This window comes from Frankia sp. CcMO1 (assembly GCF_977945845.1).
Genome location: NZ_CDWTMG010000027.1, coordinates 1 through 16258, shown reverse-complemented (window position 1 = coordinate 16258; position 16258 = coordinate 1). Strand labels below are relative to the sequence as shown.

The 16258-nt window shown below is 69.4% G+C and carries 15 protein-coding genes; 12 read left to right on the top strand and 3 right to left on the bottom strand.

Going from position 1 to position 16258, the window contains the following annotated elements; translation table 11 throughout:
* Nucleotides 1–167: 167 nt before the first annotated feature.
* Complete coding sequence (gene phoU / locus AC08OU_RS05965; RefSeq protein ID WP_462187953.1) at nt 168–815, bottom strand: phosphate signaling complex protein PhoU; 648 nt, start codon at nt 813–815, stop codon at nt 168–170.
* Between the two features lie 338 nt (nt 816–1153).
* Between phoU and AC08OU_RS05960 the strand changes: the two genes are divergently transcribed.
* The 11 genes from AC08OU_RS05960 to AC08OU_RS05910 all read left to right on the top strand — a co-directional run bounded on the left by AC08OU_RS05960 (nt 1154) and on the right by AC08OU_RS05910 (nt 13421).
* On the top strand, nt 1154–2425 hold the full coding sequence (locus AC08OU_RS05960; protein WP_476595850.1) for a sensor histidine kinase: 1272 nt from the start codon (nt 1154–1156) through the stop codon (nt 2423–2425).
* Nucleotides 2426–2542: 117 nt separating this feature from the next.
* Nucleotides 2543–3223, top strand: coding sequence for a response regulator transcription factor (locus tag AC08OU_RS05955; RefSeq protein WP_011434934.1), 681 nt, complete (start codon nt 2543–2545; stop codon nt 3221–3223).
* Entirely contained in the window at nt 3220–4320 is a 1101-nt protein-coding gene (locus AC08OU_RS05950; protein ID WP_476604482.1) for a Ppx/GppA phosphatase family protein, read from the top strand. Before AC08OU_RS05955 ends, AC08OU_RS05950 begins: the two co-directional genes overlap by 4 nt.
* A gap of 270 nt (nt 4321–4590) precedes the next feature.
* Complete coding sequence (locus tag AC08OU_RS05945) at nt 4591–5535, top strand: sugar phosphate isomerase/epimerase family protein (RefSeq protein ID WP_476598715.1); 945 nt, start codon at nt 4591–4593, stop codon at nt 5533–5535.
* Nucleotides 5536–5605: 70 nt separating this feature from the next.
* A complete protein-coding gene (locus AC08OU_RS05940) occupies nt 5606–6403 on the top strand; it encodes a class I SAM-dependent methyltransferase (RefSeq protein ID WP_462187951.1) in 798 nt (265 codons plus the stop codon).
* Nucleotides 6404–6805: 402 nt separating this feature from the next.
* Nucleotides 6806–8479 (top strand): acyltransferase family protein, encoded by a 1674-nt coding sequence (locus tag AC08OU_RS05935; protein ID WP_476598688.1) that lies wholly within the window; start codon nt 6806–6808, stop codon nt 8477–8479.
* A 230-nt stretch (nt 8480–8709) separates the two neighbouring features.
* Nucleotides 8710–9507, top strand: a complete 798-nt coding sequence (proC, locus tag AC08OU_RS05930) for a pyrroline-5-carboxylate reductase (protein ID WP_476593471.1) — start codon at nt 8710–8712, stop codon at nt 9505–9507.
* Nucleotides 9508–9619: 112 nt separating this feature from the next.
* Nucleotides 9620–9718 (top strand): 30S ribosomal protein bS22, encoded by a 99-nt coding sequence (locus AC08OU_RS05925; RefSeq protein WP_003948845.1) that lies wholly within the window; start codon nt 9620–9622, stop codon nt 9716–9718.
* Nucleotides 9719–9973: 255 nt separating this feature from the next.
* A complete protein-coding gene (locus tag AC08OU_RS05920) occupies nt 9974–10843 on the top strand; it encodes an SAM hydrolase/SAM-dependent halogenase family protein (RefSeq protein ID WP_476598687.1) in 870 nt (289 codons plus the stop codon).
* A 322-nt stretch (nt 10844–11165) separates the two neighbouring features.
* Nucleotides 11166–12206: an NAD-dependent epimerase/dehydratase family protein gene (locus tag AC08OU_RS05915; RefSeq protein ID WP_462187954.1), complete on the top strand. Its 1041-nt coding sequence runs from the start codon at nt 11166–11168 to the stop codon at nt 12204–12206.
* A gap of 60 nt (nt 12207–12266) precedes the next feature.
* The gene (locus AC08OU_RS05910) at nt 12267–13421 is read left to right on the top strand and encodes a lysophospholipid acyltransferase family protein (RefSeq protein WP_476604481.1); all 1155 of its coding nucleotides are present in this window, start codon (nt 12267–12269) and stop codon (nt 13419–13421) included.
* 25 nt (nt 13422–13446) lie between these two features.
* On the opposite strand, the gene AC08OU_RS05905 is transcribed toward AC08OU_RS05910, so the two are convergent.
* On the bottom strand, nt 13447–14334 hold the full coding sequence (locus AC08OU_RS05905) for an HAD family hydrolase (RefSeq protein WP_462189301.1): 888 nt from the start codon (nt 14332–14334) through the stop codon (nt 13447–13449).
* Between the two features lie 235 nt (nt 14335–14569).
* Nucleotides 14570–15538, bottom strand: a complete 969-nt coding sequence (locus tag AC08OU_RS05900) for a sigma-70 family RNA polymerase sigma factor (RefSeq protein WP_476604480.1) — start codon at nt 15536–15538, stop codon at nt 14570–14572.
* 257 nt (nt 15539–15795) lie between these two features.
* On the opposite strand from AC08OU_RS05900, the gene AC08OU_RS05895 reads away from it, so the two are divergent.
* Entirely contained in the window at nt 15796–16107 is a 312-nt protein-coding gene (locus tag AC08OU_RS05895) for a glutaredoxin family protein (RefSeq protein WP_476598682.1), read from the top strand.
* Nucleotides 16108–16258: the final 151 nt, after the last annotated feature.

The window sequence follows — 16258 nt, the reverse complement described above, 5'->3', positions numbered from 1 at the left end:
TATAGCCATATAGTCCCGGCCGAGTCCTATAGCCCTGACCGGCCCGTGCCACCGTCGCGGGCCATCTCGGGCAGCCGCCATAGCGTCGGCGGGATGCACGCGGGGAACCGTCGGGCCGTGCGTGGGGGCCACGCGCGCGAGGCCGGGGGCGGATCCCCCGGGTGCCCTCACGTGCGGCTGGAATCTCCGGTGACCAGGTAGAGCACCCGGCGGGCGACCGAGACCGCATGGTCGGCGTACCGCTCGTAGTAGCGGCCGCAGAGAGTGATGTCGATCGCCGCCTCCATCCCGTGCGGCCAGGGCTTCTCGATCAGTATGTGGAACAGGGCGCGGTGCAGCCCGTCCATCGCATCGTCGTCGGCCTCCAACTGCTTGGCGAGGTCGGTGTCCCGGCTGGCGATCACCGATCCGGCCTTCGCGACGATGCGCTGCGCGACCTGCCCCATCTCCAGAATGGTCGCACGAAGCTCCGGCGGGATCGCCCGGCCCGGATAGCGCCGACGGGCGACCTTCGCCACGTGCAGGGCGAGGTCGCCCATCCGCTCCAGGTCGGCGACGATCCGCAGCGTGGCCACCATCATCCTCAGATCGGTGGCGACCGGGGCCTGGCGGGCCATCACGTCGAAGGCCCGCTCCTCGATCTCGTTGCGCAGCAGGTCGACCGTCTCGTCTCCGCTGATGACGTTTTCGGCGAGTTGGAGATCGGCGTCGAGGAGAGCGGTAGTGGCCCGGGCCATGGCCGAGGCGACCAGGTTGGTCATCTCGATCAGGGACTGGTTGATGCTATCGAGCTCGTCGGTGAAGGCGTCCCGCACGGACGGCTCCTTCTCATTCGGTGGCGGATCGAGGGGTCAGAGATCCTGAGGGATTGACTTGATCATGATGGTCCTGGGTACTTGCGTCGCTCCGGCTCTGACGATGATGCGGACCTCTCGCTCTCTGGTGAACTTTGGCGATGGGTCTGATGAACAGCTAGCGACGATCGGCGGTGGAGGCTTGCAGAGCAATACCTAGGTGGCATGCGGACACCTAGCATGCGGCGAGTGGGTGACAGGTCGGCGGATGCCATGACAACCGGTACACACCGCATCCGCAGCTCGTGCAGCTCGTGCAGGTCGGCAGGCCGTGCAGGGTGAGTGGACGATGGTGGACGATGACAGCAGTGCCTGGAACAGCCGGTTCGACGACTGACTCGACGACTGACCTGACGACTGGTTCGGCGTCCGGCGGGGACACCGGCGGCATGACGTTGCCGGCGAAGCTCGTGCGTCGGGTGATCGCCGGCCTGCCGACCGGTCTGCTCGTCCTCGACACCGCGGACCGGGTGGTCCTGGTGAACACGGTCGCGCGACGCATGGGTGTGGTCGCCGCCGACGAGATCGCGGTGGCGGAGCTGGCCGATCTCGTCCGGGCCACCCGGCTCGCGGGCAGTGACCAGGAGCGGCAGCTCGAGCTGCCGCCCGTCCCCGAGCCCCCCCTCACCCGTCCCCGACCGGACCAGGAGGGGCTGGCGGTGCGTGCCCGGGCCCGGCTGCTGGACTCGTCCGGTCATGTCGCCGTCATCGTGGATGACATCACCGAGTCGCGTCGGGTCGAGGCCGTCCGTCGGGACTTCGTGGCGAACATCAGCCACGAGCTCAAGACACCGGTCGGTGCGTTGCACGTCCTTGCCGAAGCGGTCGCCGCGGCCTGCGAGGACCCGGTGGCAGTCCGCCGGTTCGCCTCCCGGATGACTCACGAATCGGCCCGGCTCGCCCGTCTGGTTCAGGAGATCATCGATCTCTCCCGGCTGCAGGGCGCCGATCCGCTGCCCAACCTGCGGCCGATGCGGGCGTCCGCGGTGCTCACCGAGGCGGTCGACCGCACCCGGCTGGCAGCGCAGGCCCAGGCGATCTCGGTTGTGGTGATCGGCGACGATGACCTGCCGGTGTGCGGGGACGAGGGCCAGCTCGTGACCGCCGTCGCGAACCTGCTCGACAATGCGATCAGCTACTCGCCGCGTGGCACCCGGGTCGTGCTCGGGGTCCGGCGCAGCGGTGGGACCGTGGAGATCTCCGTCGCCGACGAGGGCATCGGGATCGCGGAGAAGGACCTGGAACGGGTCTTCGAACGTTTCTATCGGGCGGATCCGGCGCGATCCCGCGCGACCGGTGGGACCGGCCTGGGGCTCGCCATCGTCAAGCACATCGCGACCAATCACGGCGGCGTGGTCTCCGTGTGGAGCGCCGAGGGCGCGGGTTCCACCTTCACGCTCCGGCTGCCGCTGTTCACCGGCGACGATGACGATGCGATGACGGACGGCCCGGACGAAACCCGCGAGGATGACGGGGTGGATGGCTTCGACGTCGTCGGGGTCGGTGCCGACGCCCGCGGTCGGGGCGATGGTGAACATCATGGCGATGATGAACTCGGTGGCGGTTCGTGAACGGTGAACGGTACTGGTCATGACCAGTGAACGCGGCGGGTCCACCCGTCCCATCGACAGTAACAGGAAGCGGTCCGGGTCGGCCGGTCCGTCCAACGTAACAAGGGGAGCGAACAGGTGACCCGGCTGCTCGTGGTCGAGGACGAGGAGTCCTTCTCCGACGCGTTGTCGTTCATGTTGGAACGGGAGGGCTTCGAGGTGGGAGTCGTCGCCGACGGCCCCAGCGCGCTGGCCGAGTTCGATCGGCGGGGGGCTGATCTTGTGCTGCTGGACCTCATGCTGCCGGGCCTGTCGGGCACGGAAGTGTGCCGGACCTTGCGAACCCGTTCCACTGTGCCGATCATCATGCTGACCGCTCGGGATAGCGAGATCGACAAGGTGCTCGGGCTGGAACTCGGAGCGGACGACTACGTCACGAAGCCGTTCTCCGCCCGGGAACTGGTGGCGCGGATCCGCGCGGTGCTGCGGCGGCGGTCGGAGAACGAGGAGGTGGGGGACGCGACGTTGGAGGCAGGCCCGGTCCGGATGGACGTTGAGCGCCATGTCGTCACCGTCGACGGGACCACGGTCACCCTGCCGCTCAAGGAGTTCGAGCTGTTGGAGATGTTCCTGCGCAACGCGGGCCGGGTGCTGACCCGGGGCCAACTGATCGACCGGGTCTGGGGGTCGGACTACGTCGGCGACACCAAGACCCTGGATGTCCACGTCAAACGACTGCGGACAAAGATCGAGCACGAACCCGGCAACCCGCGGCACCTGGTGACCGTTCGGGGACTGGGATACAAGTTCGAGCCGTGACCCCGGCGGTCGCGGCCGGAGGGAACGGTGAAGAGGTGCTCGGTGGCGTGTGTCCGGGTGCGTGGTTTCCGAAGATCGTGGCGCAGCCCGACGCCGCTGTCGCTCCGGGACGGCAGGCGGCCGCGGTGAGTCCGCTCCCGGCGGGTCCACATCCCGGTCCGATGCGTCTTGGTGTGATCGACATCGGCTCGAACACCGTCCACCTGCTTGTCGTGGACGCGCACCGGGGCGGCCAGCCACAGCCGGCCGCCAGTGTGCGCGTGCCGCTGCGGCTGGTGGAACTGCTCGACGCGGACGGGGCGCTGGACGCCGCCGGAGAGCGCGCTCTGACCTCCTGCATTCTGGACATGCGCCAGCAGGCCGACGCGCTCGGGGTCTACGATCTGGCGGCCTTCGCCACGTCGGCGTTGCGGGACGCCACCAACGGAGAGGCGGTCCTGCGCCGGGTGGGCGAGGCCACCGGGGTCGCCATCGGCGTCCTGCCCGGGGAGGAGGAGGCCAGGTTGACCTTCCTCGCCGTCCGCCGGTGGTTCGGCTGGAGCGCCGGCCGGTTGCTGGCGTTGGACATCGGCGGTGGTTCCCTGGAGATCGGCGCCGGCATGCACGAGGATCCCGAGGTGGTCGCATCCCTGCCGCTCGGCGCGAGCCGGCTGACCCGGGACTGGCTGGTCCCGAGCGACCCGCCCAAGCGGTCCGAGCTCAGCGAGCTGCGCCGTTATGTCCGGTCCCAGATCGCGCCGATCGTGGGCACGATCTACCCCCTGGGGGAGCACACGAGGGCGGTGGCGACGTCGAAGACCTTCCGGTCGCTGGCCCGGATCGCCGGTGCGGAGCCCTACAGCCGCGGTCCCTATACCCGCCGGGTGCTGCGCCGGGACGACCTCGCGGAGGTGACGGCCAAGGTGTGCCGGATGTCGGTCGAGGAACGCGCGGCGCTGCCGGGCGTCTCCGCCTCCCGGGCGGCCCAGCTGGTCGCGGGGGCGGTCGTCGCGGACGAGGCTCTCGGTCTGTTTGCCATCCACGAGGTGGAGATCTGCCCCTGGGCCCTGCGTGAAGGGGTGATCCTGCGCCGGCTGGACTGGCTCACCTCATCCTGACGCCGGAGCGATGAATTCCCTTTACCCAGCAGAGGGTGACATGGGCGTTGCAGAAAGTGCTTTCGAGGTGCGTAATTGCCTGATGTGGCCGTTCTCACGGGCGATAGGGGGGTTCCAACCGTCATCCCGCGGATGTCTGTGCGGGCGGGCCCGCGGAGATGGCCTAGCCTGGGAGAGAGGTCGGTCATGACGGCCAACCCCCGGCTCGCGCGGCAGGGAGACGGATTGCAGGCATGGCGTGACGACGCGCGGTCGGTGGCGCCGACCGCGATGGCTCCCACCCCGATCTCGTCCGGCAGGGCCGCGGGCGGTCCGGGGCCCGGCGGTGGCGGCGGCTGCGGTGGTGGCGGTGGCTCCTCGCCCGTTGTCCCGCGCGGAGCGCCCGAGCTGGTCACGACCGCTCCGGGTGCCCGCGTGGCGCTCTCCACGGCTTCGACCTATCCCGAGTCCACCGCCTCGGCCTTCGAGATGGCGGCGCGGCTGGGGTATGACGGGGTCGAGATTATGGTCTGGACCGATCCGGTCAGCCAGGATCCGCAGGCGCTGAAGCGGCTGATGGACTATCACGGCATCCCGATTCTGGCCATTCACGCGCCGTGCCTGCTGCTCACCCAGCGGGTCTGGGGTACGGATCCATGGGCGAAGCTGGTGCGGGCCCGTACCGCGGCTGAGACGCTCGGCGCGTCGACGGTCGTCGTCCACCCGCCGTTTCGCTGGCAGCGGGACTATGCCCGCGAGTTCGTGACGGGCATCGAGCGGATGGCCGGCGAGACCGACATCCGCTTCGCGGTGGAGAACATGTTCCCGCTGCGGGCGCGGGGGCGGGAGGTCTCCGCCTATGCCCCGGACTGGTCCCCGGTCGAGGATGACTACGCGCATGTCACCCTCGACCTGTCGCACACGAGTGTGTCCCGCTCGGACCCGCTCGAGATGGCCGAGCTTCTCGGCGAGCGGCTGGTCCACGTGCATATGGCCGATGGTCTGGGCTCGGCCAAAGACGAACATCTCGTCCCCGGTCGTGGCACGCAGCCCTGTGCCGAGCTGCTCGAACTGCTGGCCGCCGGCGGTTTCGCCGGCACCGTGGTGGTCGAGATCAACACCAGGCGGGCCGAGTCGCGCGCCCAGCGCGAGGCCGAACTCGCCGAGGCGCTGGCGTTCACCCGTCTGCACTTCGCCGCACCGTCTGCCGCAGGACTCCGTTCCACCTACGGCTGATCCACCGATAGCTGACCCACCGACAGCTGACCCGCGTCCGGGGCTGACACCGTTCCCGTGGATCGCCGCTATGGTCGAGTGCCACCATGGCGGAGTGTCCGTCCCTTCTGGTCGTACCCCCACCGGCTCGCTGTTCGACCCGTTGGCGGATGCCTACGCCGCGGCCAGGCCGAGTTATCCCGACCACATCTTCCGTGACGTCGAGCGGTTCCTCGGGCGGCCGCTGCGCGGCGCGGACGTGCTTGACGTCGGCGCCGGGACCGGCATCGCCACGCGCCTGCTGATCGGCCGGGGCGCGCGGGTGGTACCGGTGGAACCCGGGCCGAACATGCTGGCGCGGTTGCGCGAGCGGAGCCCCGGACTGCCCACGGTGCGCGGGGACGGGGAGGCGTTGCCCTTCCGGAACCAGGTTGCCGACCTGGTCTGCTATGCCCAGGCATGGCACTGGGTACATGTGCCGACCGCCGCGGCCGAGGCCGCCCGCGTGCTGCGGCCCGGCGGAGCCCTCGCCGTGTGGTGGAACGACGTCGACGCCGAGGAGTACCGGTGGTGGCAGCGCCAGCAGGAACGGCTCGAGCGGATGAACTCCGGATATCACCGCGGGTACCGTGCGCGACCGTTCGCCGACGAGCTGCGGTGGACCGGCCACTTCAGTGAGGTCGTCACCCTGACCGGCCGGTGGCGGCGCCGGATTAACATCGATGACTACCTCACGTGGCAGCGGTCGAAGTCCTACGTCGCGGCCATCGGCGATCGCCTCGGCGATTTCCTTGACGCGGAGCGTCGCACGATGCTGCGCGCCTTTCCTGACGGTGTCGTCGTCGAGCCGTTTCGTACGCTCCTGGTGATTGCCCAGGTTCCCGAGTAGCGCGCGGGAGAGACGGCGTGGGCGCCCCTGCCGCGGCTCTCCCAGCCGGCGATCCCCCCCCTTTTCTCTGACGCACCGTGACGCCATGGTTCGGCCGATGTGTCTTCGTAATGAACCGTGCGCACAGCGTCGCTTTTTTGGTGTGACGTTGTTTTGTGGCCACTGGTACCCGTCTCGCCCTGAATTTTCCGATCCGTTAGTCTTGCGTCATTCGCACAGTGGTGTCTGACTTCGCTGGCGTAGCGGAGTGATACGGGTACCCGCGTCCGGGCCATTGGTCCGACCGGAGGCGTGGTTCGGGAGCGACTCACGCTCGGGTCACCGCGGCACCGTGCGGTCACCCTGAGTGTCGGGCGTCGGTGCCGGGACTGCCGGCGCCCGCTGGAGGAGGCGACGGTCATCATGCGGCTTGCTCCGCAGCAGACTGAGGCGACAAGGATAAAGCGCGACGGCACCCCGGCCGGCTGGGAGCCGCCGGCCGGACCCTCCATGCCGGCCGGGCCGGCCGAGCCCTCGGCGGCTGCCGCCGCGGCGAAGTTCGCGTACAACCCGGCGCTGGATGGGTTGCGGATCGTCTGTATCTACACCATCCTCGCCGGCCACATGGGCGCGATCCATGCCAGCAACGTCGCCGTCGACGTCTTCTTCGTGCTGAGTGGATTTCTTATCACCGCGCTCCTGCTGACCGAACACAGCCGGACCGGGACGATCTCGGTGAGTCGATTCTTGGTGCGCCGGGCCTACCGGCTGATGCCCGCGATGTGGGTGTACCTGCTCGTCGGGCTCGTGGTGACGGTGGCATTCAAATGGAACGACATCCCCTTCCGGGACGACTACATCGGGAGTGCGCTCTCCGCCTTCTTCAATGTCAACAACTGGTACAAGGTCCTACATCCTGCCGCCGGTGGGCGATGGTTGGCCCACGTGTGGTCCTTGTCCCTGGAGGAGCAGTTCTATCTCCTGTGGCCGGGGCTGTTCCTGATTGTCAGCCGCTCGGACCGGTTCCGGGCGCACCTGCTGAAGATACTTCTCGCCATGATCGCCTTCGCGGCGGTCTGGACCTGGACCGTGGCCGTCGGCGGCGCCCCGCACTCGCGGGTGTACCTCGCGCTGGACACGCACGTCACCCCGCTGCTGATCGGCTGTCTGCTGGCGGTCTGGCGTGACACCCGCCTGCGCGCCCTCGTCGCAGAGGAGCCGGGCCTGACCGCGCCGCGCCGCCGCCGGCACGCCCAGCAGATCGGCACGATGACCCCTGCCACGGCGGCGACGGTCGAGCGTTGGCGGGCGGGCCGTCGGATCGCCGATTTCGGCCTCGTCGCGGGGATCGGATTGATCTTCTTCGCCTTCCTTGGGCCGGACAAGGACGGTTATGACGCCAACTGGCTCGACCATGCCGCCTACCTGCCCAGCGCCCTGCTCGGTGCCGTGGTCATTCTGGGCGCCGACCTGCGTCGCGACGCCTGCTGGGTTCGCCTGCTGGGTGGTCCGCGGATGGCTTTCCTCGGAAAGATCACTTTCAGTATCTACCTCTGGCACTATCCGGTGATCTCGGCTGCGAACGGGCAGCTGGTGCCCCGGATCGGGCTGTGGCCGTCGGTCGTCGTGGCGGCGGCGGTCAGCACGTTCATCGCGTACTTCTCGAACCGGTTCGTGGAGAAGCCCGCGCAGCGTGCCCGACCCCCGTGGGCCGACACCCCCCGTGGGCCCGCGCCAGCCGCGATCGGTCAGTCTGATCGGCTGGATCGCGACCGGCCCAGCGATCCGCCCGGGACCCGGTCGCAGGGCGGCTGGTCGGACGGTAACCGGTCGGACGACGGTGGCTGGTCGTCGTACGAGGTCGGGTCCGATCAACCGGCGGCTGGCCCGGCCGATGCCGATGAATGGATCGATGAGGGCTACGCCCGTCCTTGGCCGGGGTATGGGTACGGACTCACCGAGACCGCCGACCTGTCGTGGGCGGTGCGAGGCCGGCAGAACGGCGGCGAGGAGGCGCAGCGGCCGGCGGCCACGGACCGCCCATACACCGCCGAAAATGATCTACGATCCTCGATCCGTCGCCGGCCGGCAAGGTGAACGTCACGAGCCCTGGACGCGACACGAGCTCTGGACGGGTCACGAACCCGGCCACTGGGGTGGCCACGAACGCCGGCTCGAGTACGACGGGCGACGCGGAGCCGATCGCCAGTCGGGCTACGGCTGATCGCCCGCGCACGACGGTGGGCCGGGATCCGCGTTCCGCTGGCCGCCCGAGGGCGCCGTAACCTCCAGGCCGGGGTAGAAGCGGGTGGAAGGGAAGGATGGTCATGATCGTTACGGTCATGGGGGTGGGACGGCTCGGCGGGGCGATGCTGTCGGGGCTGCTGCGGTCCGGACATGCCGCTCAGGACATCGTCGTGGCCGAACGTGATGCCGACCGAGCTGGTGAGATCGTGGCGAGTCACGGCGTCGAGGTGCAGGCGCCGGCGGTGGCAGCCGCCAAGGCGGATGTTCTGATCATCGCGGTGAAGCCCCAGGACGTCGGGACCCTGCTGGCCGAGATCGGGTCGGTTGTGGCGAACGGGACGCTCGTGGTGTCGTTGGCGGCGGGCATCACCACTGATCTTCTCGAGGAGCGGCTACCTTCGCTTCCCCCAGTAGTCCGGGTGATGACGAACACCCCGCTGCTCGTCGGGGAGGCGATGTCGGCGATCTGCGGGGGCCGCTACGCCGAGGAGGAGCACCTTGCCACGGCAGAGGCCCTGCTGACGCCGGTCGGCAGGGTGACGCGGGTGGCGGAGTCCCAGCTCGACGCGGTGACGGCCCTGTCCGGTAGCGGACCGGCGTACTTCTTCTACCTTGTCGATGCGATGATCGAGGCGGGTGTGCTCCTCGGGCTGCCCCGGACCCTGGCCGCGGAACTCATGACCCAAACCGCTCTGGGCTCGGCGCGGATGCTGCGCGAGAGCGGCGAGCATCCGGCGCTGTTGCGGGAGGCCGTCACCTCTCCGGCCGGGACCACGATCGCGGCGCTGCGGGAGCTGGACCGTCGCGGTGTGCGCGCGGCGCTCATGGACGCCCTGGAGGCGGCGAGCAGTCGGTCGCGGGAACTCGGCCGTGGTTGAGAGCACCCGGGTACCGGAGCACCTGGGTACCGGAGTGCCCGGGCTCCGATGGCTGCCCGCCGTGGCGGGTAGGCTCGCCCGGTAACTTCCTCAACATAGATCGGTCGGGTACGTGGGTTCTGTCATCAAGAAGCGTCGTAAGCGGATGGCCAAGAAGAAGCACCGCAAGTTGCTGAAGCGGACGCGCGTTCAGCGCCGCAACAAGAAGTAGGCCGCTGACAGGAAGTAGGTAGCGCACCAGTACGCGGGTCGCCCACCGGGGGGTGGGGCGTACCCGGGAGTCCGGTCACACCTGGAGGTAGTCGGCTGATCCGCGGTCCCCAGCGTCCGGCGTCCACCTCGCACGCCACGAGTTCGTACCGCCATGTCGTCTCGTATCATGTGGCTTTGCGTGCTGTAACTGTTACCGTGTGGCAGGCTGTTTCCCTCGGTGGCAGCGTGGCCGGCCCGCAGCCAGGGAGACGGCATGACGGGATCGTGGATCAATTTCCTGTCCGACTACGGCGTCGACGATGCCTCTGTAGGGGTGTGTCACGGGGTTATCGCGCGGCACGCCCCGTCGGCGCGCGTCCTCGACGTCTGCCACGCCATCGCGCCGCAGGACGTCGGGCATGCGGCCGTCACCCTGGTCGGCGCGATCGGTTATCTTCCGATAGGGGTTCATCTCGTCGTCGTGGAGCGGCTCGATGCCGACGGTTACACCCGTGGCGTGGCGATCCGGAGCACGGACGGCTCGACTTTCGTCTGCCCGGACAACGGCGTGGCGTCGCTGGCCTGGGAGGCGCTCGGTGGCGTCGCCGCGGTGCACGAGATCTCCAACCGGGAGCTGTGGCTGCCGCTGCCCACCGCGGTGTTCCGGGGACGGGACGTCTATGCGCCGGTCGCGGCCCGGCTCGCTGCCGGACTCGCCCTCACCGACGTCGGCCCCCGGCTCGACCCCGGCACGCTCACGCGTTTCCAGCCGCGGGCGTGCAGCGTCGACGACGACCATGTGCACGGCGAGGTCGTGTCCGTCGACCACTTCGGCAACCTCTCGCTCAACATGACCCGGGCCGAGTTGGAGGCCGCTGGCATTCTGTTGGGAGATCTGGTCGAGGTCCGCGCCGGCAACCGCGTCATGCGGCTCACGTTCACGTATACCTACGGCGATGTGCCTCGTGGTGGAGTCACCCTGTGCGAGGATGCGTTGCGTCGGGTGATGATCGCGGTAAACTGTGGGCGAGCGGCCGACCTGCTGCGGCTGCGGCGCCAGGACGCGGTCGTCGTGGCACAACTGCCGAGGAGCCCGTCACCGGGACGCTCCATCCGGGATCTTCCGCTGCCGGCCCAGCGGTGATGCCGGCATCACCGCTGGGCCGGCAGCAGCGGCACCGGGCCTGGCCGGCGTCGATCCTCCTCCGGCTTGGACGGGTTATTTTTTCCCCGTTTCTTCGTATTCGATGTGCGCGGCTGGCCTTACGCTGCGCAGTGAGCGGTCGAGGGATGGGCGTACGATGAGCCCACGATCGGACCGCATGAACCTTCCTCGGCCGGACATCGTGGCCTTCGGCCCCGGGGAACGGCGGCGTGCTCCGGTCGGCCTGGTTCGGGCTGCCCGGCCGCCCGGCCATCCGGTCCGGGTGCCGGACTGGACCATGCGGGCGTTGCGGGAGACTGCCATGAGACCACGCCGTGTGTTGGTGACCGGTGTAGCGCGGCCGTTGGGGGCGCAGGTGGCGATGGCGCTCGCGGCTGACCCGGGGGTCGAAGCCGTTGTCGGGGTCGATACCACTGCTCCCACCAGCGACCTCGGGCGGACCCAGTTCGTGCGCGCGGACATCCGGCATCCGTTGATCGCAAAGGTGATTTCTACCACGGAGATTGATGCGGTGCTGCACCTGAACGTGATCGCCACGCCGCTCGGTGCGGGTGGACGGACCGCGATGAAGGAAATCAACGTCATCGGCACGATGCAGCTGCTGGCCGCGTGTCAGAAGGCGCCCAGTGTCACCAAGCTGGTAGTGAAGTCCACGACGTCGATCTACGGGTCGTCCGCTCGCGACCCTGCGCTGTTTACGGAGGACACCGAGCCGCGCGCCCTGCCCACCGGTGGCTATGCCAAGGACGCCGTCGAGGTCGAGGGTTACGTGCGTGGATTCAGCCGGCGACGTCCCGACATCGCGGTAACCGTGCTGCGGTTCACCAACATCCTCGGTCCGCAGATCGACAGCCCGCTCGCGCGCTATCTGGACCTTCCGCTGGTTCCCACGGTCCTTGGCTTCGACCCCCGCATCCAGCTGTTGCACTCCGATGACGCGCTGGCCGTGCTGATGCGCGCGACCCGCGGCGCCCACCCGGGGACGTTCAACGTGGCCGGGGACGGTGTGCTCCTGCTTTCGCAGGCGATCCGCCGAGCGGGTCGGCCGTTCACGCCGGTGCCGTTCCCCATGATCGGGATGTTGGGCGGGGTCGCCCGGCGGCTGCGGCTCGTCGACTTCTCCGCTGAGCAGCTCGACTTTCTCGCGCACGGCCGGGCCGTGGACACGACCCGACTGAAGGAGATCTTCGGTTACCGGCCCCGGTACTCGACGGTGGAGACCTTCGACAGTTTCGTCCGCCAGCGCGGGCTCCGGTTCACCATCGACCACGATCTGATCTCCCGGGCCGAGCACAGGATGCTCGACTCGCTGGCCCGACGCCGGCTGGTGGGAACACGGTGATGGGGGGGCGGTTGCGGCCCGCCAGATGCGGGATCGGACAAGGGGGAGGCGGAACACGTGATGGAAGGTGACGAATCCCGGGGTGAAGCGCAGATCATGCCTTGGAAATCCGCCGCGGCCGACCCGGCTTCCCACGACCCGGCTTCCCACGACCCGGCTTTTCTCGACGGGGTTTTCCCCGGCGCGGTCTTCCTCGGTCCAGCCGCCGCGGCCGCCGCATCCCCTCGCTCCTCGCTCAACGGTGCCGAGGCGACGCTGACCGACAGCCGGTCGGCGGCGGGTGGGCCGTCCGACCCGACGACGGGTCCCACCGCCGGTGCCGGGCCCGACGGCGGTGCCGGGACGGACGGTGCGCCACCGCCGGTGGCCGAACCCGGTGATCTGGAGACGGCCCTCGCGGGATCGCTGGCCTTCCTGCGGCGGCGCATCACCGGCGACTACGTCGTCGACGAGCACGGGTTTGACCCGGACCTCACCGAACACGTCGTCGCTCCGCTGCTGCGGCCGATCTACCGGGACTACTTCCGGGTCGAGACCCGGGGGCTGGAGAACATCCCGGACACGGGTGGCGCTCTGGTGGTGGCCAATCACTCGGGCACCCTGCCAATGGACGCGCTGATGATGGCTGTGGCCATCCTCGATCATCATCCGGCCCATCGCCACCTGCGCATGCTCGCGGCCGACCTGGTGTTCGCGGTGCCGTTCCTGGCCCCGCTGGCTCGTAAGATCGGCAACACCCTGGCGTGTCAGGCTGACGCGGAACACCTGCTGAATACCGGGCACCTTGTCGGGGTCTGGCCGGAGGGCTTCAAGGGCGTCGGCAAGCCGTTCAGTGAGCGGTACAAGTTGCAGCGGTTCGGGCGCGGAGGGTTCGTCTCGGCCGCGTTGCGGACGGGTGCGCCGATCATTCCGTGCACGATCGTCGGAGCCGAAGAAATCTATCCTATGATCGGCAACGCGAGGTCGCTCGCTCGCCTGCTCGGGCTGCCCTACCTGCCGATTACACCGACCTTCCCGTGGCTCGGCCTGCTGGGGTTCATCCCGCTTCCATCCAAATGGATCATCGAGTTCGGGGAGCCGGTCCCGACGAAGACGTACACCGCTGAGGCGGCGGACGACCCGATGCTGGTGTTCGAGCTCACCGACCGCATCCGGGAGACCATCCAGCACACGCTGTACAGCCTGCTGATGCAGCGCCGCTCGGTGTTCTTCTAGGTTCTTTCCCGGCACCGAAGGTGCTCTAGGCGCCCGCGGCCCGGCGCCGCAACGCCATGCCGGCGGCGACCCCGCCGGCGAGCGCGCCCACCCCGGCTGCCGTCGGAATGCCGATCTTGGCTGCCTTGCGGGCCGTGCGAAAGTCCTTGATCGGCCATTCGCGTTCCCGGGCCACGGTCTTCAGGTCCGGATCCGGGTTGATCGCGACCGGGTGGCCCACCAGGGAGAGCATGGGCAGATCGTTGATCGAGTCCGAGTAGGCCCAGCACCGGGACAGGTCCAGACCCTCCCGCTCGGCGAGCGCCTGCACGGCCTCGGCCTTCGCCTGGCCGTGCAGCAGACCGCCGACCAGGTGGCCGGTGTAGGTGCCCTCGGCGGAGACCTCGCTGACCGTGCCGAGGGCGCCGGTGAGGTTCAGTCGCCGGGCGATGACCGAGGCGAGCTCGACCGGGGTGGCCGTGACCAGCCACACTCGCTGGCCCGCGTCAAGGTGCTGCTGGGCGAGCGCGTGCGTGCCCGAGTAGATCTGCTCGGCCATCCGCTCGTCGTAGATCTCCTCGCCGTAACGGACGATCTCGGCCACCGTGCGCCCGGCGACGAAGGCGAGCGCGGTCTCCCGAGCGTCCCGGATGCCGTTCGGGTCCTCGAGCCCACGCAGCCGGTAGGTGATGTGCTGCCAGCCGAACCGGATCAGGTCACGCGAGTTGAAGAAGTCCCGGGCGGCCAGGCCGCGGGCGAAGTAGAAGATCGAGGCGCCCGCCATCATGGTGTTGTCCACGTCGAAGAACGCGGCCGCCGACTCGTCCAGCGGGGCCCGCGGAACCTCCTCGGCCGCGACCTTCAAGGCGGCGATCGCGGCGGCCTCGGCGGCCTGCCTCGTCGTGGCCAGGTCCCTGCGTCGTCGCACCCTCATCGTCAACTCCATGTTGTCCGGGGCGGAGCAAGGGCTCGGCTCGGGAAGTGACCGGGGCCGCCGCCCACCCCTCGTCGCCACCTCCGCGCGCCGCGATCCACGCCATGGTTCGCCGGCACGCCGTCAGAGTACGGTGCGGTACGACTTCGCGGCGGCCGCCGCTCGAACGTGACTGCGCGAAAGTGCCGATGGAACAACGACCGGGCCGCGGTTGCGACGTGATCTGGGATATCGCTCACGGCGAGGGGCCCGGAGGCCAGGCCGTGTCTGTTGCGGGAAGGGCGCGAGCAAGTGTCCGAATCGCTCTGAACTGCAAGGATTTGACCGCCCCCTCATTACGGCCCATGGCCAGCGCGGTCTCGCGGACCGACAGCCCTTCGAGGAACCGGAGCGCGACGCACTCCTGCTGGTCCGGGCGCAGCTCGCGGACGGCGTCAAGCAGCTCGCGGCGGGTCAGCACGGCCAGGATCGACTCTTCGGGGCTCGGTACCGTCAGCGCCGTGGCCCGGTGCTCGGCCGCGGCGAGGATGTCCGCCGTCGGGATCTCGAACCGGCACCGCGCCGAGCGGGCCTGATCGACCAGCAGGTTGCGAGCGATGGTGATGAACCAGGCACCGATGTCCCGCCCCTGCCACCGGAACGTGCCGATTGAGCGGAAGGCACGCAGGAAGGTCTCGCTGACGATGTCCTCGGCGGCCACCGGATCCCCGCCCAGCCGGTACAGCGCGTATCGGAACACGAGGTCGGCGTACCGGTCGTAGAGCAGCCCGAAGGCGTCGACGTCACCTCGCCGGGCCCGGGCGACGAGCGCCGTCCGGTCGTCGTCGGCCGGCTCGCTCGGAGGGTCCCCGACCCGCTCGCGGTCCTCCCGGGCGCCCACCGGGGACATCGCATCCTGCCGGTGGAGGGGGCCGGGATGCCGGGCGGATCCCACGGGCCAGGCCGCCACCGTCGTCGTGGCCGCAGCCGGGTCCGTCCCCGCCGCGCGGCTCGTCCCGGCCGGCACCGTGGATCCCGACGCCGTGGATCCCGACGCCGTGGGGGCGGTTGGCCGTCCGGTCCCGGACAACCGGGGTAGGAGGGCGCGGATCCCGTCCCTCCTGAGGAGCGGGAGGAGCGGGACCGACGGTCCCCGCGCTGCATCCAGGCCGCGGCGCGGGGCGACGAGGCCGGCGGCGAGGTCGGCGAGCGTGCATTCGGTCACAGCCCGGGCTCCGGAGGGTGCGGTCGCGGCAAGGCGGGCCGGGAGGCCCGGCGCACATGGTTCCGTTAGTAGCTGAGTGTAGCCGGAGGAGGGACCGCGGAAAGTCGGAGATCGTCCGGGTGCAGGCAGGGGGCGTCTCCCGGCGAGGCCCGGACCGAACCGCACGTCGGGGTCGGGCCCCTGAGCGGACCTCGGTCCCGCTCGAGCGGTTCGGGAAGCCACTCGGCAGCGACCGGGATCGCGCCTACCATCGTGGAATGGACGACGGGTTGGAACGGGCGGATTCCGGCCACGACGGTGTGCGTATCACACTGCTCACCCGGACGGGATGTCATCTGTGCGATACCGCGCGGGCGGCGGTCGTCCGGGTCGCCGAGCAGGAGCAGGTCGGGTGGCGGGAGGCCAATGTCAACGCCGATCCCCAGCTTGCCGACGCCTACGGCGACCGGGTGCCGGTCATCCTGCTCGACGGCCGGGAACACGGTTACTGGCGGGTGGAGGAGGACCGGCTGCGGCGGGCGCTCGCCGGCGGCCGGTGGGCGCTGCGGCCCGCCGAGGGCGGTCGCTGATCAGGGGGCTGGTTCTCCGGATCTGGATCTGTCGCTGATCTTGTGATCGAACTGGCCCTCTCATGATCGTCTAGCTGTGATGATCGGCCTGGTGTGACCTCCTTGACCTTGGGGTTTGGCTGCCGTATCCTCGCGAACGTCTTGCTGGACG